This is a genomic window from Phycicoccus sp. DTK01 (assembly GCF_017312765.1).
GTDB classification, from domain to species: domain Bacteria; phylum Actinomycetota; class Actinomycetes; order Actinomycetales; family Dermatophilaceae; genus Phycicoccus; species Phycicoccus jejuensis.
In genome coordinates, this window is sequence record NZ_BOPU01000006.1 from 102964 (window position 1) to 122807 (window position 19844).

Annotated in this window: 18 protein-coding genes; 11 read left to right on the forward strand and 7 right to left on the reverse strand. The window is 74.0% G+C overall.

The window, feature by feature from the left end; genetic code table 11:
- The first annotated feature begins 6 nt into the window (after positions 1 to 6).
- From J3473_RS13925 to J3473_RS13940, 4 genes are read left to right on the forward strand one after another with little or no spacing between them, the layout of a single operon-like run.
- Positions 7 to 822, forward strand: coding sequence for an ABC transporter ATP-binding protein (locus tag J3473_RS13925; protein ID WP_207024338.1), 816 nt, complete (start codon positions 7 to 9; stop codon positions 820 to 822).
- A 52-nt stretch (positions 823 to 874) separates the two neighbouring features.
- Positions 875 to 2029, forward strand: a complete 1155-nt coding sequence (locus tag J3473_RS13930; protein WP_207024340.1) for a Gfo/Idh/MocA family protein — start codon at positions 875 to 877, stop codon at positions 2027 to 2029.
- Entirely contained in the window at positions 2026 to 3201 is a 1176-nt protein-coding gene (locus J3473_RS13935; RefSeq protein ID WP_207024342.1) for a dihydrodipicolinate synthase family protein, read from the forward strand. Before J3473_RS13930 ends, J3473_RS13935 begins: the two co-directional genes overlap by 4 nt.
- Positions 3194 to 4060, forward strand: coding sequence for a sugar phosphate isomerase/epimerase (locus J3473_RS13940; RefSeq protein WP_207024344.1), 867 nt, complete (start codon positions 3194 to 3196; stop codon positions 4058 to 4060). The genes J3473_RS13935 and J3473_RS13940 overlap by 8 nt, the downstream gene beginning before the upstream one ends.
- Positions 4061 to 4269: 209 nt before the next feature.
- Here J3473_RS13940 and J3473_RS13945 read toward each other — a convergent pair whose 3' ends face one another.
- On the reverse strand, positions 4270 to 5061 hold the full coding sequence (locus J3473_RS13945) for an SDR family NAD(P)-dependent oxidoreductase (protein ID WP_207024346.1): 792 nt from the start codon (positions 5059 to 5061) through the stop codon (positions 4270 to 4272).
- Positions 5062 to 5185: 124 nt separating this feature from the next.
- On the opposite strand from J3473_RS13945, the gene J3473_RS13950 reads away from it, so the two are divergent.
- Together J3473_RS13950 and J3473_RS13955 are read left to right on the forward strand one after the other, a co-directional pair.
- The gene (locus tag J3473_RS13950; RefSeq protein ID WP_207024348.1) at positions 5186 to 5689 is read left to right on the forward strand and encodes a MarR family winged helix-turn-helix transcriptional regulator; all 504 of its coding nucleotides are present in this window, start codon (positions 5186 to 5188) and stop codon (positions 5687 to 5689) included.
- A gap of 53 nt (positions 5690 to 5742) precedes the next feature.
- Positions 5743 to 6372 carry an alpha-ketoglutarate-dependent dioxygenase AlkB gene (locus J3473_RS13955; RefSeq protein WP_207024351.1) on the forward strand — a complete coding sequence of 210 codons (630 nt, stop codon included), beginning with the start codon at positions 5743 to 5745 and terminating at the stop codon, positions 6370 to 6372.
- A gap of 19 nt (positions 6373 to 6391) precedes the next feature.
- Here J3473_RS13955 and J3473_RS19745 read toward each other — a convergent pair whose 3' ends face one another.
- From J3473_RS19745 to J3473_RS13985, 6 genes are all read right to left on the reverse strand, one after another.
- Complete coding sequence (locus tag J3473_RS19745) at positions 6392 to 7882, reverse strand: class F sortase (RefSeq protein WP_207024353.1); 1491 nt, start codon at positions 7880 to 7882, stop codon at positions 6392 to 6394.
- Complete coding sequence (locus J3473_RS13965; protein WP_207024355.1) at positions 7879 to 9033, reverse strand: glycosyl hydrolase family 8; 1155 nt, start codon at positions 9031 to 9033, stop codon at positions 7879 to 7881. Before J3473_RS13965 ends, J3473_RS19745 begins: the two co-directional genes overlap by 4 nt.
- Positions 9033 to 10004 carry a DUF4397 domain-containing protein gene (locus J3473_RS13970; RefSeq protein WP_207024356.1) on the reverse strand — a complete coding sequence of 324 codons (972 nt, stop codon included), beginning with the start codon at positions 10002 to 10004 and terminating at the stop codon, positions 9033 to 9035. Before J3473_RS13970 ends, J3473_RS13965 begins: the two co-directional genes overlap by 1 nt.
- A 74-nt stretch (positions 10005 to 10078) precedes the next feature.
- On the reverse strand, positions 10079 to 12061 hold the full coding sequence (locus J3473_RS13975) for a glycosyltransferase family 39 protein (protein WP_207024358.1): 1983 nt from the start codon (positions 12059 to 12061) through the stop codon (positions 10079 to 10081).
- On the reverse strand, positions 12061 to 13623 hold the full coding sequence (locus J3473_RS13980; protein WP_242525876.1) for a glycosyltransferase: 1563 nt from the start codon (positions 13621 to 13623) through the stop codon (positions 12061 to 12063). The genes J3473_RS13975 and J3473_RS13980 overlap by 1 nt, the downstream gene beginning before the upstream one ends.
- Positions 13624 to 13892: 269 nt before the next feature.
- Positions 13893 to 15152 carry an ROK family transcriptional regulator gene (locus J3473_RS13985; protein ID WP_207024361.1) on the reverse strand — a complete coding sequence of 420 codons (1260 nt, stop codon included), beginning with the start codon at positions 15150 to 15152 and terminating at the stop codon, positions 13893 to 13895.
- Positions 15153 to 15292: 140 nt separating this feature from the next.
- Here J3473_RS13985 and J3473_RS13990 point away from each other — a divergent pair, with 140 nt between their 5' ends.
- Genes J3473_RS13990 through J3473_RS14010 form a run of 5 tightly spaced genes read left to right on the forward strand, consistent with a single transcriptional unit; the run spans position 15293 to position 19820 of the window.
- Positions 15293 to 16549, forward strand: a complete 1257-nt coding sequence (locus J3473_RS13990; RefSeq protein ID WP_207024363.1) for an extracellular solute-binding protein — start codon at positions 15293 to 15295, stop codon at positions 16547 to 16549.
- Positions 16546 to 17487, forward strand: coding sequence for a carbohydrate ABC transporter permease (locus J3473_RS13995; RefSeq protein WP_207024365.1), 942 nt, complete (start codon positions 16546 to 16548; stop codon positions 17485 to 17487). The genes J3473_RS13990 and J3473_RS13995 overlap by 4 nt, the downstream gene beginning before the upstream one ends.
- Complete coding sequence (locus J3473_RS14000; protein WP_207024367.1) at positions 17484 to 18311, forward strand: carbohydrate ABC transporter permease; 828 nt, start codon at positions 17484 to 17486, stop codon at positions 18309 to 18311. Before J3473_RS13995 ends, J3473_RS14000 begins: the two co-directional genes overlap by 4 nt.
- A 37-nt stretch (positions 18312 to 18348) precedes the next feature.
- Complete coding sequence (locus tag J3473_RS14005; protein WP_242525884.1) at positions 18349 to 18657, forward strand: EthD family reductase; 309 nt, start codon at positions 18349 to 18351, stop codon at positions 18655 to 18657.
- Positions 18654 to 19820, forward strand: coding sequence for a Gfo/Idh/MocA family protein (locus J3473_RS14010; RefSeq protein ID WP_207024371.1), 1167 nt, complete (start codon positions 18654 to 18656; stop codon positions 19818 to 19820). The genes J3473_RS14005 and J3473_RS14010 overlap by 4 nt, the downstream gene beginning before the upstream one ends.
- Positions 19821 to 19844: the final 24 nt, after the last annotated feature.

Consider the following 19844-nt stretch of genomic DNA (forward strand, 5'->3'; position numbering starts at 1 on the left):
GAGCAGATGACCACCGTGACGGACCAGCCGTCCACCTCCGGCACCGTGACCCGCCCCACCGTCCACGTCTCCGACCTGCACGTGCGCTTCGCCTCGCCCCGGGGTGAGGTGACGGCGCTCGAGGACGTCGGGCTGACCGTCGCCCCGGGCGAGTTCGTGACGATCGCCGGGCCGTCGGGCTGCGGCAAGTCGACCCTGCTCAAGGTGGTCAGCGGGCTGACCCGCGCCTCGCGCGGGACGGTCGAGCTCAACGGCACACCGGTCACCGGGCCGCGCCAGGACATCGGCTACGTCTTCCAGCGAGCCGCGCTCCTCGAGTGGCGCGACGTCGAGGGCAACATCCTCCTGCAGTCCGAGATGCGCGGCCACGACAAGGGCCGGGCGCGACGACGGGCGGCCGAGCTCATCGAGATGACCGGCCTGTCCGGGTTCGAGAAGGCGTTGCCGCACGAGCTCTCCGGGGGCATGCAGCAGCGGGTCTCGCTCTGCCGGGCCCTGCTGCACGAGCCGCAGGTGCTCCTCATGGACGAGCCCTTCGGGGCGCTCGACGCCCTGACCCGCGAGCGGATGAACATCGAGCTGCGGGCCATCTGGGAGCGCACCGGCACCACCGTCCTGCTCGTCACGCACTCGGTGCCGGAGGCCGTCTACCTCGCTGACCGCGTCGTCGTCATGAGTCCCCGGCCCGGCCGGATCATGGAGGTCCTCGACGTCGACCTCCCGCGGCACCGCGTCTACGGCGACACGATGGCCAGCCCCGTCTTCCAGGACCTCACGACCCGGGTGCGCGCCCTGCTGCGCACCACGGGCGAGGCCGACTGACACCGGCTCCCGCTCCCCCTCCTCCCTCCAGACCCTCCACCAAGGAGCACCGATGTCCGACACCCCGAAGACCCTCCGCATCGCCATGAACGGCGTCACCGGACGCATGGGCTACCGCCAGCACCTCGTCCGGTCCGTCCTCGCGCTGCGGGAGGAGGGCCTCACGCTGCCCGACGGCAGCAGCGTCCAGGTCGAGCCCGTCCTCCTCGGCCGTGACGGCGAGAAGCTCTCGCGGCTGGCGGCCCGCCACGACGTGCCCGAGTGGAGCACCGACGTCGACGCCGTGCTCGCCGACGACACCGTCGACGTGTACTTCGACGCGCAGGTCACCTCGCGGCGCGCCCCGGCGGTCCGCGCGGCCCTCGCGGCCGGCAAGCACGTCTACATGGAGAAGCCCACCGCCGAGACCCTCGAGGAGGCGGTGGCGCTGGCCAGGCTCGCGGCCTCGAGCGACCGCACCGTCGGCGTCGTGCACGACAAGCTCTACCTGCCCGGCCTGGTCAAGCTGCGCCGCCTCGTCGACGAGGGGTTCTTCGGGCGCATCCTGTCGCTGCGCGGGGAGTTCGGCTACTGGGTCTTCGACGGCGAGCACCAGCGCGCGCAGCGCCCGAGCTGGAACTACCGCGCCGAGGACGGCGGGGGCATCACCGTCGACATGTTCTGCCACTGGAACTACGTGCTCGAGGGGATCCTCGGGCGGGTCGAGGCCGTCAGCGCGCGCACGGTGACCCACCTCCCGCAGCGCTGGGACGAGCAGGACCGGCCCTACGACGCGACGGCCGACGACGCGGCGTACGGCACCTTCGACGTCGAGGGCGGCGTCGTCGCCCAGATCAACTCGTCGTGGACCGTGCGGGTGCGCCGCGACGAGCTCGTCGAGTTCCAGGTCGACGGGACCCACGGCTCGGCCGTCGCCGGGCTGCGCTCCTGCGTCGTCCAGCCGGCGAGCGCCACCCCGAAGCCGGTCTGGAACCCCGACCTGCCCGTCGCCGAGCCCTTCCGGGAGCAGTGGCTGCCGGTGCCCGACAACGACGACCTCGACAACGGGTTCAAGCTGCAGTGGGCCGAGTTCCTGCGTGACGTCGTCGCACGCCGCCCCCACCGCTACGACCTCCTGAGCGCCGCCCGGGGCGTGCAGCTCGCCGAGCTCGGCCTGCGCTCCTCCGCGGAGGGTCGTCGGCTGGCCGTCCCGGAGATCGCCCTGTGAGGCCGGCCCTCCTCCTGCCCGACGGGGGGCGGCACGAGCTCTCGCCGGCGACCACGTGGACCAGGCCCGAGGCCCCGCTGCGCTCCCGCGTCGCCTACGCCGCGGCCCACGTGGTGCCGCGCGTCGACGGCGAGAACGTCGCCGGGGCGCCGGCGCAGGTCGACTGGGACGCGACCATCGCCATCCGGCGCGAGCTCTGGTCCTGGGGGCTCGGGGTCGCCGAGGCGATGGACACGGCGCAGCGCGGGATGGGGCTCGACTGGCCCGCCGCCCGCGAGCTGATCCGCCGCTCCGCCGCCGCGGCCGCGGAGGAGGGCGGGCGCATCGCCGCCGGGGCCGGCACCGACCAGCTCGACCTCGCACACCTCGTCGGCGCGGCGGACCCGCTCGACCGGGTGGTCGAGGCGTACCGCGAGCAGGTCGGCGTCGTCGAGGAGGCGGGCGCGACGGTCATCGTCATGGCCTCGCGGGCCCTCGCGGCCGTCGCCTCCTCCGCCAGGGACTACCTCGACGTGTACGGGGCGGTGCTGGAGCACGCCCGGCGGCCGGTCATCCTCCACTGGCTCGGCGAGATGTTCGACCCGGCCCTCTCCGGCTACTGGGGGTCGACGGACGTCGGGACGGCCACGCAGACCTTCCTGGGGCTGCTGCGCGCCCACGCCGACCGGGTGGACGGGGTGAAGGTGTCGCTCCTCGACGCCGACCACGAGCGCGCGCTGCGGGCCGCCCTCCCGGAGGGGGTCCGGCTCTACACGGGCGACGACTTCAACTTCCCCGAGCTCGTCTGCCCGGACGACGACGGCCGCTTCTCGGACGCCCTGCTCGGTGTCTTCGCGGCGATCGCGCCCGCGGCGTCCGCGGCGCTCCAGCGCCTGGACGACGACGACCCGGCCGAGGCGCGGCGCATCCTCGACTCCACCCGCGAGCTCGGACGGCACCTGTTCGAGGCACCCACCTACCACTACAAGGTCGGCATCGCCTTCCTCGCGTGGCTCAACGGGGTCCAGCCCGGGTTCCAGATGGTCGGCGGCCTCGCGAGCAACCGGTCGGTGGCGCACCTGACCCGCCTGACCGTCCTCGCCGACCGTGCCGGGCTGCTCCGCGACCCCGCGCTGGCCGCGGACCGGTTCAACGGGTGGTCCACGGTGATGGGGGTGCGTGCCGGTGCGTGACGCCCAGCGCCGGCTCTCGCTCAACTCCAAGACCGTCGACCGGCTGAGCCTCGACGAGGTGGTCGAGCTGGCCGCCGACACGGGGCTCGAAGCCGTCGGCCTCTGGCGCGACCGCGTGCAGGAGGCCGGCGTCGAGCAGGCCGCCCGCCGGGTGCGCGGCGCGGGGCTGCGGGTGTCGTCGCTGTGCCGCGGCGGCTTCCTCACGGCGTCCTCCCCGGACGGCGTCCGCGCCGCGCTCGACGACAACGAGCGGGCCCTCGACGAGGCCGCCGCGCTGGGTGCACCCGAGCTCGTCATGGTCGTCGGGGGGCTCCCGGAGGGTGACCGCGACCTCGTGGCGGCGCGACACCGGGTCGCGGAGCGCCTCGACGCGCTGGCGCCCCTCGCCCTGGCGCGCGGGGTGCGCCTGGCCCTGGAGCCCCTCCACCCGATGTTCGCCGCCGACCGCGCCGTGCTGTCGACCCTCGAGCAGGCGCTCGACCTCGCCGCCGCGCACCCGCCGGCGGCGGTCGGCGTCGTGGTCGACACCTTCCACGTCTTCTGGGACCCTGCGGCCGAGGAGTCCGTCGCGCGCGCCGGGCGCGAGGGCCGCATCTCCTCCTACCAGGTGTGCGACTTCAACCTCCCGATCGCGGCGGACGCCCTGCTCTCCCGCGGGATGATGGGCGACGGCGTCATCGACTTCGCGCACTGGTCCGCCGCCGTCGCGAGCGCGGGCTACACCGGGGACGTCGAGGTCGAGATCTTCAACGCCGAGGTCTGGGCGCGCGACCCGGACCAGGTCGTCCGCGAGATGAAGGAGCGCTACGCCGCCCTCGTGGCGCCGCACCTCGCGGCCGAGGCCCCCCAGCCGGTCTGAGCGCATGCCCACGCAGGGCCGGTCGCCGTCGCGACCGACCCCGCACGTGCGGGCTTTCCGCGGTCTCTGGCGGGTCCGGACAGCGACAACCCCGCACTTGCGGGCTTTCCGCGCGCCGCCAGGGGTTCGGACAGCGACAACCCCGCACGTGCCGGCCGGATGGACGCCGGCCGCTCCTCCTCCACCTGACATCCCGGCGGAGCATCACGTCAGACGATGGTGGGCAGCGCCCCGCCGTCGGCCCGCAGCGCTGCGCCGTTCGTCGCCGAGGAGCGCGGGCTCGCGAGGTAGAGCACGAGCGAGGCGATCTCGTCGGGCTCGATGAACCGCTGGAGGAGGCCGCGGTGGTCGGGCCCGACGATCGCGGCGCGCAGGTCGTCGACCGGCACACCCTGCGCCCGGCTCACCTCCGCCACCGCGTCGGCGACGCCGTCGGACCACGTCGGCCCGCCGAGGACGGTGTTGACCGTCACGCGGCTCCCTCGGGTCAGCTTCGCCAGGCCGTTGGCGAGCGCGAGCGCCCCGGCCTTGGTGACGCCGTAGTGCAGCATGTCGGCAGGGACGTCGACCGCGGACTCGGTGTTGACGAAGACGATGCGCCCCCATCCGCGCTCGAGCATCGGCCCGATCACGCTGCGCGACAGGCGCACCGCGCTCATGACGTTGCCCTCGAAGTACCGCAGCCAGTCCTCGTCGCGAAGGTCCTCGAAGCGCGCGACCTCGAACACCCCGACGTTGTTGACGAGGACGTCGACCGACCCGAGGGCCGCGATCAGCCCCTCCACCTGTGCGGCGTCCGCGAGGTCCGCCGCGATCCCGCTGACCCGCCCGCCCGGGCGGTGCGCGCGCAGCCGCTCGACGGCCTCGGCCGCCCGCCGCTCGTCCCGGCCGTTGACGACCACCTCCGCACCCTCGTCGAGCAGCCCTCGCGCGACGGCGTACCCGATGCCTCGGGTCGCACCGCTGACGAACGCCCGCTTGCCGGCCAGGTCCAGGTCCACGCTCTTCTCCGTCCTCGGCCTCCGGCCGAAATCACTTGCTTGAGCAAGTCAATGTAGGCCGGATGACTTGCCCGGGCAAGTCAATGACGGCCGCGGACCGGCTGCGGATGCGTAGGCTGCAGGGATGCCGGACTCCCCCGCCCCGCAGCGCCTCACGGGCGAGGCGCTCGAGACCTGGGCCGCGCTGGCCACCGTCCTGGAATGGCTGCCGGCGGCGCTCGACGCGCAGCTCCAGCGGGACGCCGACCTCACCCACTTCGAGTACGGCGTCCTCTACGCGCTGGCGGAGGCCGAGGGTGGGGAGCTGCGCCTGAGCGTCCTCGCCGGGTACGCCAACAGCACGCTCTCGCGGCTGTCCCGGGCGGCCACCCGGCTGGAGTCCCGCGGATGGCTGCGCCGGTCGCCCGACCCCCGGGACGGTCGCTACACCCTCGCCACCCTGACGGCCGCCGGGCGTGACAAGGTCGAGCAGGCCACGCCGGGGCACGTCCGGCTCGTGCACGACCTGGTGCTCGACCGGCTCACCGCGGCGCAGGCCCGTGGGCTGCGCGAGGCCAGCCGACGCATCGTCCGGGCCATCCGGGACGACGGCGGCTGGGCCGTCCCGCCGGAGACCCCGCAGGGCTGACCACGTCGGCACCCGACCGGCGGGTGTCGGTGCCCGCTGGTAGTCGTGGGGGTATGACCGACGTGCCCCTCCCCCTCTTCGGGGACGAGGACGGCGCCGACCGGGCGCGCTCCGGGGTGTCGTTCGCGGCGGCGCAGCGGCTGCGTCTGGACGAGCACTCGTGGGTCGAGCACGTGCCGGGCTGGCTCGCCGGCGCCGACGACCTGTTCGCCGAGCTGCTCGCCCTGCCCGGGTGGACGCAGCGGCGGCGCCGGATGTACGACGAGGTCGCCACCGAGCCGCGGCTGACCGCCGAGTACCCCGACGCGCGCGCGGCACCGTCGAGGTTGCGCGAGCTGGCCGGCGAGCTGGGCGAGCACTACGGGGTCGACTACGACCGGCTCTGGCTCAACCTCTACCGCGACCACCGCGACAGCACCGGCTGGCACGGCGACGGCGCCTCGGCCCGCCGGCGCGAGTGCGTCGTCCCGGTGCTCAGCCTCGGCGCGCCGAGGCACTTCCTCCTCCGGCCGTACGAGGGCGGTCCGAGCCGGCGGCTGCGCCCGGCGAGCGGCGACCTCGTCGTCATGGGTGGGCGCTGCCAGACCGACTGGCGGCACTGCGTCCCCAAGCAGGGCGCGGCGTCGGGCCCGCGGATCAGCGTCAACTTCGCCGCCTCGAGCCAGGCCGTCCCCGACCCCTGAGCCGCACGGCGCGGGACGGTCAGGAGGCGAACACCACGGTGTTGTCGACGTAGTGCCCGCTCACCGGGTCGATGTCCCCGCTGCACGTGATGAGGCGCAGCACCGGGCCCGGGGCGGGGCCGTAGACGCGGTCGGTCGGGAAGTCGTCCTTCGCGAAGCTCTCCAGCCGGCGGACCGTGAACGTCAGCGTCGTGCCGTCGCGCCGCTCGACCTCGATGGCGTCACCGGGCTCGAGCTCGCGCAGCCGGTAGAACACCGCCGGTCCCTCGTGGGTGTCGACGTGGCCGGCGATGACCGCCGGGCCGCGCTCGCCGGGCGCCGGAGCCCCGGTCAGCCAGCCCGCGAGCGCCGGGTCGGTGGGCACCTGCATGGTGCCGTCCTTCGCGATGCCGAGGTCGATGAGCCGCGACTCGACCCCGATGGCCGGGATGCGGATGGCGACCGGCTGCTGTGCCGCCGGTGTGTCCGAGCCGGCGGCGGGCACCGGGATGGACGCGTCGTTCGAGCCGGCGTCCCGGGCCGGCGCGCCCTGCGCCGCGTCCGCCCCGCCCGCCCCGCCGGACGCCGAGGCATCCGGGGCCGACGCGGTCGGCGACGGCGCCCCGGTGCGGGCGGGGAGCGGGGCCAGGCTCGCCGGCTCGGGGTGCGTCGCCGCCTGGGCCGCGAGCGCGACCCCGCCGACGAGCAGGAGCGCGGCGAGCACCGCGGCGACGCGCGCGAGCGGTCCCACCGCCGGGGCCGACCCGCTGCGAGCGAGCACCGCCCGGCGCCGGGAGGCCGGGGGCCGACCGATCCCGACCGCCCAGCCGGTGACCCGCAGCAGCGCCTCGAGGACGATGCGACCGCTCATCTTCGAGGTGCCCTGGGCGCGCTCGGTGAAGGTGATCGGGACCTCGGCGAGGCGCAGCCCGAGCCGGCGGGCGACGTACGTCGACTCGATCTGGAAGGCGTAGCCCTCGCTGGCCAGGCTCGCGGGGTCGATCGTCTCGAGCGCCGAGCGCCGGAAGGCGCGGAAGCCGGCGGTCGCGTCACCGACGCCGAGCCCGAGCATCAGGCGGACGTAGAGGTTCCCGCCACGGGAGAGCAGTCGCCGGGACAGCGGCCAGCCTTCTGTCGCACCGCCCTTCACCCAGCGGGAACCGATGGAGAGGTCGGCGTCACCGAGGGCGTCGAGCAGGGCCGGGAGCCGGTCGGCGGGGTGGGACAGGTCGGCGTCCATCTCGACGACGGCGTCATGGCCGCGCTCGAGCGCCCAGGCGAACCCCGCGCGGTAGGCGCTGCCGAGCCCGCCCTTGCCGCTGCGGCGCATCAGGTGCAGCCGGGGCTCGTCGGCGGCGAGCGCCGCGACGAGGTCGGCGGTCCCGTCGGGGCTCCCGTCGTCGACGACGAGCACCTCGGTGCGCGCGTCGGCGGCGAGGACCCGGGTGACCGCGCGCTCGACGGACTCCCGCTCGTCGTAGGTCGGGACGACGACGAGCGCGGACGTCACGGGCGTGGTGTCGAGGGTCATCGGGTCTCCTGCTGCCGGCACGTGATGCCGAGCGTCGTCGGGTCCTCGAGGAGGTCCTCCCCGAGGGCGGCCCAGGCCGCGCCGTAGTAGGTGCTCGCGCGGGTGTCGAGGTCGGCGGCCGCCCGGAGCAGCTCGCCGGCCGGGCCGGCGTCGCCCTCGGCGTCACTGACCGCGGCCGCCGACACGAGGGCCACGGGATGCTGCCAGTCGACCGTCGCGGTGCCGCCGAGGTCGTAGACCCCGCGGACGTCGGCGCTCGCCCGCGGGAGGGCACCCCCGAGCCGCTCGACGAGGGCGCGGTCGCCGGCGTCGCACGACACCGCGTACCGGACGGCGACGCGCTGGGCGTCGAGGCCGTAGGCGACGTCGCCTCCCCCGGGCGGGGGCATCGCGTCGACCGCGCCGTCCGGGCCCACCTGCGCCCAGTCCGGCGGGAGGGGCGCCTTGTCGAGCAGGGCGCCGAGCACGGCGCGGTCTCCGTCGGCGACCTCCGCCCAGCGCGCGTCCCCGGTGGCCCGGCCCAGCACGGCGTAGGCCGCGGGAGCCGAGTAGCTGGGGTTGACCCGGTAGGGCTCGGTGCCGGCCCACTGCCCGGCGAGCAGCACCCGGCCGAGCGAGGTCTGCGCCGTCTCGTGGTCGAGCACGGCCGTGGCGAGCGTCCGCCCGGCCGCCGTGAGGTCGGACCGGTCGAAGCGCTCGCCGGCGACCACGAGGGCGTGGGCCGCGTCGACGTCGGCGTCGGCGGCCGAGTTGGCGTCGACGACGGCGCCGTCGGCCCAGGTCCACGACAGCAGGCCGTCGGGACGCAGGAGGTTCGCGCGGGTCCAGCCCCAGACCCGGTCGAAGGTCTGCTCGTCACCGTCCGCGGCCGCGAGCAGCAGGGCGTAGGCCTGACCCTCGCTCACGGTGTCACCACCCTGGTCGCGGCGCACCACCCGCCCGTCGGCGTCGACGTAGGCGTCGACGAAGCGGGCGGCGAGGTCGGGTCCGGCGGGCAACGCCGACCCCGAGGCCGACGGGTCGGCGGTCGGGGCGACGGCCCGCGGGGCGTCCCCGTCGGGGGACCACCCGGTGACGACGAGGGCCAGCACCGTGGCGACCGCCACGGAGAGGACCCCGACGAGCACGAGCGGGCCCCGGACGGAGCGCATCAGGCGCGGCGCGTCGACGGGACGGAGGAGCGCCGACGCGCGGCCAGGACGAGGAGGACGGACGCACCGGCCGCGGCGAGGCCGAGCCCCCCGAGCAGCCGCGGGTCGTCCGGGCGCGTGGCCATGCCGCCACCCCCGGTCTGGACCCCGTCCTTCGGGGCGGTCGCGACGCCCTGCGCGTCGACGACCGGCTTGAGGGTGACGCCGTCGCCGCTCGAGGAGTCGAGCACGAGGAGCGTGTAGACGCCCCCGCTCGCGAGGTCGACCTTGCCGGTCGTGCTGCTGCCCTGCATGGCGCGTCCCCCGGTCGTCATCGTGGTGCTCACGTCGAGCGTCCACGGACCGTCGGGCACCGCGGCGTACCCGGTGGGGGTGCCGAACTTCGCGTCGTCGGCGACCGTCGGCCCGTTCTGCGCGGCGACGGTGACGGCCGAGGCACGCGTGGCCGCCGGGAGCAGCCGCACGCTCGCGGTCCCCGGCTTCGGCGGCCGCAGGTCGTCGGAGAGGACCTGGATGCGCGGCGAGGTCTTGCTGCCCAGCGCGGCCAGCGTGTACGCCTGGTCGGCCTTGGCGTCGACGGTGCCGGTGAGGACCGGCGGGGCGTCGGCCGCGGCGCCCGCAGGACGGACGGTGACGGTGTACAGGCCCTGCGGGACTTGGCGGTAGTCACCCGCCGTGCCGTAACCGGCAGCAGGCTCGACGACACGGGCGCCGTCCTGCTGGTCGGCCTCCGGCACACCGGGCTTGGTGACGTCGCCGGCCGCCGCACCGGCGAACGGCACGAGGCTGATGGTCATCTCCCCCATGCCGGGGACGAGGTGCGCGGCACGGACCCAGGCCGTGGCCATCCCGTCGGCGGCGGGGGCGGGCGCGGCGGACGCCGAGGGCGCGAAGGCGCCTGCGGCGAGGGCCACGGCGGCCGCGAGGACCGCGAGGACGCGGGGCGTCCGGTGTGGCGTGGTGGTGTGCATGGTGTTCCTCTCTCCGGGGGCGGACAGGTCACGCGTCGCGGACCTGGTGGAACGGGTCGGGGTGGCTCGGGGCGTCATCGGGTGCTCCGGGGCCAGGACAGGACGAGGGCGGGCGGGGTGTCGCGCCCGGCCTCGGTGAAGCGCACGTCGGCGCGGTAGGGAGCGGGCCGCTCCGCGGACAGGCGCGCCACCTCGGCGGCCGGCGCGGAGTCCGGGACGGCGGCGTCGCCGTCGACCTGCGTGATGGTCACGGTGCGGCGTGCGGCGCCGGCGGTCTCCTCCGGCGCCGGCTGCGGCAGGGCGTCGAGCGTCAGCGTGTGCCGCGCTCCGAGCGAGGCGAGGACGGTGAGCAGCCGCGGGTCGACCCGGCCCGACAGGAGCGCGTCGCGCGCGGCCGTCGAGGTGGTGATGGCCGGGTTGGCGACGAGCTGCTGACCGGCCGCGGCCGCCGCGGCGCGCTGCTGGTCGAGGACGGCCGGGTCGGTGCCGGCGCGCTGCACCCGCAGGATCTCGACGCGACGCTCGCCGGTCCCGAAGGCCGCGACCGGGACGCTGCGCTCCAGCGCCTCGGCGAGGGTCGGGAAGGAGCGCGGGTCGCTGCGGACGGAGTCGGTCGAGACGACCCACTGGTAGGCGTCGGCGCCCTTCGGGACGGCCGGGTCGGTGTCGGGCTTGTAGAACCACACGACGTCGCTGCGGTCCCGGCCCTGCTCGACGAGGTCGACCCAGAGCGCGTCGTCGGTGAGGATGCGCTCGTCGGTCGGCACGTTCTGCGCGATCCACGCGGTCGCGTCGGTCATCGGCTGGTCGAGCGGCGCGATCATCAGGCCGCGCAGCTGTCCGGCCCAGGCGGGCGTGGCGACCGCGGTGAGGCCGAGCCCCACGGCGACGAGCACGCCGGCGCCCGCCCGGCCGACCCGACGGCCCGCGAGGCGGGTCGGCCGGCTCTCCCAGAGCGTCGTCGCGACGCCCGCGACGAGCAGCGCCCCGAGCGGGAGCAGCGCGACGACGAACGGCACGGGGAGGTACCCCGGGCGCACGAGCATCGCGAGGAGGAGCAGCATCGCGACCGCGAAGGGGCGCAGCCGCCGGACGGCGAGCGCCAGCAGCGTGGCGACGACCGCGACGACCGGGAGGACGGTGTCGAGCTGCAGCCAGATGGCGACGGTCCGGTGGCCGAGCGACTCGGGGTCGAAGATGCTGCCGCTGCTCTCGCGGCCGGCCAGCTGGTAGAGCACGCCGCCGAGGAGGCTCGTGCGGTTCTGGCCGGGCACGACCTCGCCCTTGAGCGCGGCGAAGAGGACGTAGAAGGTCCCCATGAGGACGAAGAGGGTCGCGGAGACCGCGACGGCGTAGCGGCGGGTGCCACCCCGGCTGCGGCGCCACAGGAGGTAGGCCAGCACCGGGAAGAGGAGGAAGGTCGTCTCCTTCGAGAGCACCGCGACGGCGAAGCAGACCGCGGCCGCCGCGAAGGCACCGAGCCGGCGCCGCGGGCTGAGCGCGAGGACGAACGCCCCGAGCAGCCACGGGGTCGCGACGTTGTCGAGGTAGACCGTGCGATGGAACTGCACCGCCAGCGGCGAGAGCGTGAAGAGGGCGACGGCCAGCCCGGCCCCCCAGCGGGGCATCCGCAGCCGGCGGGCCAGCACCCACAGGAGCGCGGCGCTGACCAGCGCCAGCAGCACCATCAGCTCGCGGCCGGCGCCGACGGCGTTCGGCGCGCGGTCGAAGGCGCCCGTCAGCTCGGTGTAGAGGGCGATCTGCAGCCAGCCCAGCGGCGGGTGGTCGTACCAGTACGTGTAGTGGGTCAGCTCGCCGAGGTGGAAGACGGCCCACGCCTGGGCGACGTACGTGCCCTCGTCGTCGATGCGCTGCGGGGCGCTGTACAGCCCGATGCGCATGACGACGCCGGCGAGGACGAGGAGCGGCCCGAGGACGACCAGCTCGCCGCGCGGGTCGGTCGCGCGTCGCCAGGCGCGGCGCAGGCGGGAGGCCTCGGGCGTCGCCGCCTCGGGGGTCGACCCGGCGGTCGTGGTGGGGCGGTCGATGACGGTCATCAGGAGGCCTTCCGCTCGGCGAGCTCGACGACCGGGGCGAGGGCCGGCGCCGGGGTGCGGTGGAGGTTGCTGTGCTCGGTCTTCTCCCAGCCGCGTTGGCCCCGCTTCTCGCGCCACACGGCGCGCACGGCGGCGCCGGCGAGGAGCACCTGGTACGGGAAGGCCCCGAGCACGAGGACCACGTAGTCGCGCAGGCGGACCTTCACGTCGTAGGCCCGGCCGAACTCGTGGAGGCCCGCGGCCTCGACGGCGAGGGTGACGAGGGTCGGGACGAGCGGGAGGAAGGTGACGAGGCTGACCCAGGTCGGCACCTTGGCGAAGACGACGAGGGCGATCGAGACCGGGATCATCAGGCCGGTGAAGGCCTGGAGGAACGGCATCGAGAGCGTGTAGCGAGCCAGGAGCCGCTGGCGGGCGGTCGGCAGCTCGCGCCAGACGCCCTTGGCGAGCACCTGGAGGAAGCCCTGGTTCCAGCGGGTGCGCTGCTTGATGAGCGACGGCAGGGCGCCCGGGGTCTCCTCGCGGGTCACGAGCTCGGGGTCGTAGGCGACGGCGACCGTGGCGCCGCGGGTCGAGACGCGCACGCCGATCTCGCAGTCCTCGGCAAGGCACTCGGGGTCCCAGCCGTCGACCTCGCGCAGCAGGTCGGTGCGCATGAAGACGGTGTTGCCGCCGAGCGGGATGAACCGCTGGCCGGCGTGGAAGTGCAGCCGGCTGCGGAACCAGAAGTAGTACTCGAGGCAGTTGCGCATCGACCACCAGGTCGTGTGGACGTTCATCAGCTGCACACCGCCCTGGACGATGTCGGCCTTCGTCTCGTGGAAACGCGCGTCGATGTGCGCGAGGAGGTCCTCGTGCACCTCGTCCTCCGCGTCGAACACGCCGACGACGTCGCCGGTCACCTCGCGCAGCGCCGTGTTGAGCGCCTTCGGCTTGTTCTTCGGGACGCTGGAGTCGACGACGACCCGGACGCGGCCGGGGTGGCGCTTCGCGGCCGCGTGCGCGACGGCAGCCGTGCCCTCGTCGTCGTCACCGACGATCGCGATGATCTCCAGGTCGCCGTAGTCGAGCGCGCTCAGCGTGTCGAGGGTGTCGCCGAGGACCTGCTCCTCGTGCCGCGCCGGGACCAGCAGGCTGAAACGCAGCGGCTTCTCGCGGCTGGAGCGGCCGCCGAACCGGGTCGCGCGCAAGCCCTCCGGCGTGCGCCAGGCGTGGAGCATCCACGCGAGCGTCGTGAACGCGACCCCCGACAGCACGAGGGACACCAGCACGAGCAGGAGGACGCTGGCCCACCCGAGCACGCTGGACGGGTTCTCCGACACCGACGCCTGCTGCGGCGGCTCCGCGGGCGCCTGGGTCGTCGACGGGTCGCCGACCGCCGGGATGCCCCCGCCCAGCGGGTCCGCGAGCGAGCCGCCCTGCTCGGGCAGCACCGGGCTCGGGCTGGCGTCCGAGACGGTGCTCGACACCGCCGGGCGCGGCGGCTCGGCGGCCAGTGCCGTGGAGGTCGGGAGGAGGAGAGCGACGGAGGACAGGCAGACGAGAGCGATGCGATGACGCACGAAGGGCCCCTGCTGATCGGTTGCGGGTGACGTCCGGCGCCGGTGCCGGGCGGCGTCACGCCCCTGCTAAAGAACGCGACCGGTCATGGGTGCTTCGGGGCCCTCGCCCCGACGGATTGGTCGATCGCGAGAAAAGGTGCGGACGAACGATGCACGTCGGTCCGCTCGGCCGGACCCGACAGCCGCACCCGGTCGTCGCCGTGCCGGGGCGAGCGATCACGACGAGGTGCGCGGCCCGACCGGTCGGCGCACGGGCTCCGTGGTCCCGGTCAGGCGACGGGGGCCGCCACCGAGCTGCCGGAACGCCACGTCGCGAGGAGGTGGTCGACGTTCGTCGGGTCGAGGATCTCCTCGGTGGTGCTCACCGCCGCACCGCGGACGCCGGCGTCGACACCGAGCCGCGTGTAGCCGATCTGCACGTGGCGGGTGGCCGCCGGGACCCCCATCCGGTACAGGCTCTCCTGCAGCCCCGCGAACAGCTGGTCGCCGGCGTCGGCCAGGTACCCCCACACGACGATGACGTCCGGGTTGAGGAGGTTGACGGTGCCGGCGAGCACGGCGCCGATCCTCCGGCCCGCCTCACGCACGGCCAGGCCGGCCTCGACCACCCCCGCCTGGGCCAGCTCGGCCACGCCCCGGGCGGAGTCGACGTCGTGGCCCAGCCGCGCGAGGTCCCGGGCCAGGGCCCCACCACCCGCCACGGCGTTGAGGCACCCGCGGTTGCCGCACACGCAGATCGTGTCGATGTCCGGCACCGGGGTGTGGCCGATCTCGCCGGCCAGCCCGGAGCCGCCGCCGACGATGCGACCCTCGACCACGACCCCGCACTCGACGACCGTGCCGACCTTCAGGCCGAGCAGCACGCTCGCCTCGGGATGAAACGCCCGGTGCTCGGCGACGGCGAGGAGCGCCACGCCCCGCCCGACGGCCACGGGAACGCCGTAGGACGTCCGGAGCCGGTCGGCGACCGGGTAGTCGACCCAGGGGCGCGCTGCGGCGGAGCCGCCCTCGCGAGCGGTCTCGAGCTCGATCCGACCGGGCATGCCGATGCCGACACCGAGCACGTCGTCGCGCGTCCGTCCGGCCGCCTCGAGCTGGGCGTCGAGCCGGGCCTCCAGGACCGCGAGCACGCGCTCGGGCCCCTCCGTGACGGCGATGTCGGTCGACTCCTCCGCGGCCAGCGGCTCCCCGGCGAGGTCGTACGCACCGACCCGGATGCCACTCATGCCGATCTGCGCCGAGAGAACAACTCCCGCAGCCGGATTGAACGCCAGCACGGTCGCCGGCCGGCCCCGACCGGCGACCATCTCGCCCTGCGCGACCACGAGACCGCGCTCGACGAGGGCATCCACGCGGTCCGTGACCGTCGAGCGGGCGACGTTCATCGCCGCGGCCAGCTCGGAGATGGTCGTCGCCCGCCCGCTGCGGACGAGCTCGAGCACCTCACCCGCCCGGCTGAGCCGCGGGGGGACCGCTGCCCGGGCCGGAGCCAGGACCTCGCCGACGTCCGTCACCGGCACGCTCGCCATCGCAGTCCTCCACCCGGTCGGGGAATTTCGGTCGAGCAGCGATGTTACTCGGGACCCTTGACGTTCGCCATCGACGTAAATACGATGACCATCGATCTAATTCGGATCGAAGCCAGTACGCAAAGGAGCGTGGGCGCGTGATGCGACCTGGAGCACAGGCAGCCGGAGTCGCTGTCATCGGGATGCTCGTCCTCTCGGCCTGTGGAAGCGGGTCGGACTCGGGGTCGGGAGCCTCCGGTGGGCAGAAGACCCTCACGGTGTGGACCTACTACACGGCGGGCGGCCAGAACGACGCACTCGAGCAGCAGAACGCGCTGTGGGCCAAGTCCCACCCCGACGTCAAGATCGAGACCGTCCAGATCCCCTTCGACCAGCTGCCGAGCAAGCTGCTGGCGACCGCGACGACCCAGGACGGCCCCGACGTCGTCCTCGACAACGTCGTCGTCGACTTCCCCACCCTCGCCTCGGCGGGGGTGCTCGCGGACCTGAGCAGCTACTGGGACGGGTACGCCGACAAGGGCCTCTTCCCGGACTCCGCGGTGTGGAAGTTCGACGACAAGGTCTACAACGTCATGAGCTACACCAACCTGCTCGGGCTGTACTACAACAAGGACCTGCTGGACGCGGCCGGCGTCGAGCCGCCGCAGACGATGGAGGAGCTCACCGCCGCCCTCGAGAAGCTGGCCCCCGAGCACAAGAACAGCGTGCTCGCCGAGTCGGGCGCCCCGACCGTCGAGGGGGCGTGGATGTTCATGCCGATGCTCCTCGGTCAGGGCAAGGACTACTGCAGCATGACGGAGTCCGACCTCGCGACGAACCTCCAGACCGTCCAGGGCTGGTCGCAGGGCGGGATCATCCCGCGCGAGACCGCGACGTGGGACCAGGCCGACGCCTGGCAGGCGTTCATGAGCGGCAAGTACCCGTTCGGGATCAACGGCAACTGGAACCTCGCCGACGCCAAGTCGGCCGACTTCACCGTCGGCACGACCCGCTTCCCCGCCGGCCCCCAGGGCAGCCACGTCTTCCCCGGCGGTGAGGCCATCGGGATCGGTGCGTTCGCCAAGGACAAGGACCTCGCCTGGCAGTACGTGCAGGAGGCGTGGATGTCCAAGGACGCCAGCCTGATCAACTTCAAGGCGTCCGGCCAGATCCCCACCCGCTCCGACCTCGCCGACAACGAGGCGATCACCGGCGACGAGCTCGTCCAGCCGTTCGTGGCCGCCGCGGGCGAGACGGGCGCGTGGCCCCTCAACAAGGAGACGGCGGCGATGCAGACGGCCGTCGGCCAGGCGTTCAGCGCCGTCATCTCCGGCCAGTCGGACCCGGCCAAGGCCGCGAAGGACGCCATGGACGGCGTCTCGGCAGCGCGCGAGAAGGGCGGCGGGTCCTGCTCATGACGGTCCGTCAGGAGTCGAGCGTCCGTCCCGGCGTGGAGGGCTCGGCGCAGCCCCCCACGCCGGGACGGAGGCGGCGCTCCCGGGTCCACCTCGGCCCGTTCCTCCTGCCCGCGGCGGTCGTCTGCGCCCTGCTGTGCGTGTACCCGCTGGTCCAGATGGCGCGGATGGCGGTCAGCGACGTCGGGCCGGCCAACCTCATCGGCGACTGGGCGTTCACCGGGACCGAGAACGTGCGGGAGGTGCTCGACACCCCGGGCTTCTGGCAGGCCGCGAAGGCCACCGGCATCTTCACCGCGGTGCTGCTCGTCGTCGACCTCACGATCGGCTACGTCGCCGCCCAGGCCCTCGCCCGTCGCGGGCGGCTCAGCTCGGTCGTCCTGTCGCTCATGGTGTTCGTCTGGGCCCTCCCCCCGCTCGTCAGCGGCAGCGTCTGGAAGTTCCTCCTCGCGGGGGACGGGGCGATCAACGCGGTCCTCCAGACGCTCGGCCTCGGTCGGGTCGACTGGCTGAGCGACCCCTCCGTCGCCCTCTGGGCGGTCAGCGGCGTCGCCGCCTGGGCGAGCCTGCCCTTCGCGATCCTCATCATCCGTGGCGGCCTGCTCTCCATCCCCACCGAGGTGCTGGAGGCCGCCGCCATCGACGGCGCCGGCCCGGTCCGGCGCGCGGTGTCGGTGGTCATCCCCCTGCTGCGGCCGACGCTCATGGTGCTCGTCATCCTCGTGATCCTCTACGCCTTCCGCAGCTTCGACTTCGTCTACGTGATGACGAGCGGCGGGCCCGGCACCGTGACGACGACGCTGCCCTACCTCGCCTACCAGGAGGCGTTCAAGACCTACTCGTTCGGGACGGGCGGCGCCATCGCGAGCATCGCGATGCTCGCGGTCGTCGTGCTGGCGATCCCCTACGTGCTCGGGGTGCGCAAGGAGGAGGGCTCGTGATCGGCGCCCGCCACTCCGTGGGGACACGCCTCGTCGTCGCGGTCCTCGGCCTCGTCTACCTGGTCCCCCTGCTGTGGATCGTCCTCACCGCGTTCAAGTCCGACCAGGAGGTCCGCGCGCACCCGAACTCGGTGGTGTTCAGCCCCTCTCTCGCCACCTTCACCTCGATCGTCGACACCGCGAGCTCGTCGATCGTCACCTCGGCGAAGATCGCCGTGTCGGTGACCGTGCTCGTCGTCCTCATCGCCGTCCCGGCCGCCTACGCCCTCGGGCGACGGCTCACGACCCGGTGGAGCCGGGCCAGTGCGTGGTTCCTCGGCGTCTTCCTCGTGCTGCAGATGGTCCCGCAGCCGATGGCGGTCATCCCCCTCTACGGGATCCTCGCCGAGTGGCGCCTCGTGGGGAACATCTACGGGCTGGTGCTCGCCGACGTCGCCCTCATGACGCCGTTCGCCATCATGCTGATGCGTCCCTTCGTCCTCGCCATCCCGCGAGAGCTCTACGAGGCCGCCGACATCGACGGCGCCTCCGGGCTGCGCACCTTCCGCAACATCGTGGTCCCACTGCTGCCCAACGGGATCGCCACCGTCGGAGCCATCGTCTTCATCATCACCTGGGGCGAGTTCATCTACGCGACGACGCTGATGACCGACCCCGCCAACCTGCCGGTCAGCGGCCTGCTGGCCCAGCAGACGTCGCTGTACTCCGTCAGCTGGAACCGCCTCATGGGCCTGGCCCTGCTCACCTCGCTGCCCCTCCTCGCTGTCTTCGTCGTCGCCAAGCGCCGGCTCGTCGAGGGGCTGTCCGTGGGGAGCGTCAAGTGACCGCCACCGGATCCGGAAGGGGACCCGCGTGTACCGCATGACCATCCTGTACGGCCGACCCGACGACCCCGCGGAGTTCGACCGCTACTACCGCGACGTGCACATCCCCCTCGCGCAGGGGATGCGGGGGCTGTCCCGGTGGACCCTCACGTGGACCGACCGGCAGTCCGGCGAGCTCACGCCACCGGTCCACCTGGTGGTCGACCTGTACGCCGAGAGCAAGGAGGCGATGGACGCCGTCCTCGCCTCCGAGGCCGGCCGGGCGGCATCGGCCGACGTCCCGAACTTCGCGACCGGGGGCGTGACCTTCGTCGAGGGCGTCGAGGAGGAGGTGGCGACGTCATGAGCGGGACCTCCGGGGTCTCGGTCGCGGTCGTCGGCCTCGGGTTCGGGGAGGACTTCCTCCCGGTCTACCTCGCCCACCCGGACGTGCGCGAGGTCGCCGTCGTCGACACCGACGAGCGCCGGCTCGCCGCCGTCGGCGACCGGTACGGCATCGTCTCCCGCTTCACCGACTACGCCGAGATGCTCGCCGACGACCGCTGGGACGCCGTCCACGTGCTCGTGCCGGTCCCGTTGCACGCCGACTTCGCCGTCGCCGCCCTCGAGGCGGGCAAGCACTGCGCGTGCGCCGTCCCGATGGCCCTCGAGCTCGACGACCTGCAGCGCGTGGTCGACGCCGAGCGGGCCAGCGGCAAGCGCTACATGATGATGGAGACCACCGTCTACGGGCGCGAGTACCGCTACGTCCGAAGCCGGTTGGAGGCCGGCCTCCTCGGCACGCTCACGGCCTACCGCGGCTTCCACCACCAGAACCTCGACGGCTACCCCGAGTACTGGCGCGGGTACCCGCCGATGAAGTACGCGACCCACGCCCTGTGCCCGCTGCTCGGCCTGACCGGCACGACAATCGAGAGCGTCGTGGCGTTCGGCTCCGGGCGGCTGACGCAGGAGCGCCGCGGCCGGTTCGACAATCCGTTCCCGGCGGAGAAGGGGCTGTTCACCCTGCGGGGCAGCGACGTGGTGGCCGAGGTCGAGATGTCGTTCTTCCAGGTGGCCCGGCCCTACATCGAGGGCTACGACGTCCACGGCGACCTCGGCTCCGTCGAGTGGCCCGCGGACCACGTGGGCCCGTTGGTCGTCCACGACCTCCAGCCGCTCGAGGAGCACCTGCCGGCCACCGGCCTGCGAGGTCGCAAGTCCGTCACCCGTCTGGTGGAGGCTCCCGACGACGTGTCCGACCTGCCCCCCGAGCTCGCGCCCTACGTCACCGACTTCGAGGTCCATCCGGCCGACGGCGGTCCGGTGCTGCTGCGGCGGGCCGAGCACGGCGGCTCACACCCGCACCTGGTCCACGAGTTCGTGTCCGCCGTGGTGCAGGGCCGTCCCGCCGCGATCGACGCACCCACCGCCGCCGCCTGGACGGCTCCCGGCATCTGCGCCCACGAGTCGGCGCTGGCCGGCGGCGTGCGCGTCGAGGTCCCCCAGTTCTCCGCCGGTCGCTCCTGACGACCCCCAGCAGAAGAGGATTCG

What these genes read in the sequence shown, in the direction of transcription:
- J3473_RS13925 (WP_207024338.1), top strand. Translation starts at nt 7, where the DNA reads ATGACCACCGTGACGGACCAGCCGTCCACCTCCGGCACCGTGACCCGC.
- J3473_RS13930 (WP_207024340.1), top strand. Translation starts at nt 875, where the DNA reads ATGTCCGACACCCCGAAGACCCTCCGCATCGCCATGAACGGCGTCACC.
- J3473_RS13950 (WP_207024348.1), top strand. Translation starts at nt 5,186, where the DNA reads ATGCCGGACTCCCCCGCCCCGCAGCGCCTCACGGGCGAGGCGCTCGAG.
- J3473_RS13955 (WP_207024351.1), top strand. Translation starts at nt 5,743, where the DNA reads ATGACCGACGTGCCCCTCCCCCTCTTCGGGGACGAGGACGGCGCCGAC.
- J3473_RS19745 (WP_207024353.1), bottom strand. Translation starts at nt 7,882, where the DNA reads ATGACCCTCGACACCACGCCCGTGACGTCCGCGCTCGTCGTCGTCCCG.
- J3473_RS13965 (WP_207024355.1), bottom strand. Translation starts at nt 9,033, where the DNA reads ATGCGCTCCGTCCGGGGCCCGCTCGTGCTCGTCGGGGTCCTCTCCGTG.
- J3473_RS13970 (WP_207024356.1), bottom strand. Translation starts at nt 10,004, where the DNA reads ATGCACACCACCACGCCACACCGGACGCCCCGCGTCCTCGCGGTCCTC.
- J3473_RS13975 (WP_207024358.1), bottom strand. Translation starts at nt 12,061, where the DNA reads ATGACCGTCATCGACCGCCCCACCACGACCGCCGGGTCGACCCCCGAG.
- J3473_RS13985 (WP_207024361.1), bottom strand. Translation starts at nt 15,152, where the DNA reads ATGGCGAGCGTGCCGGTGACGGACGTCGGCGAGGTCCTGGCTCCGGCC.
- J3473_RS13990 (WP_207024363.1), top strand. Translation starts at nt 15,293, where the DNA reads ATGCGACCTGGAGCACAGGCAGCCGGAGTCGCTGTCATCGGGATGCTC.
- J3473_RS13995 (WP_207024365.1), top strand. Translation starts at nt 16,546, where the DNA reads ATGACGGTCCGTCAGGAGTCGAGCGTCCGTCCCGGCGTGGAGGGCTCG.
- J3473_RS14005 (WP_242525884.1), top strand. Translation starts at nt 18,349, where the DNA reads ATGACCATCCTGTACGGCCGACCCGACGACCCCGCGGAGTTCGACCGC.
- J3473_RS14010 (WP_207024371.1), top strand. Translation starts at nt 18,654, where the DNA reads ATGAGCGGGACCTCCGGGGTCTCGGTCGCGGTCGTCGGCCTCGGGTTC.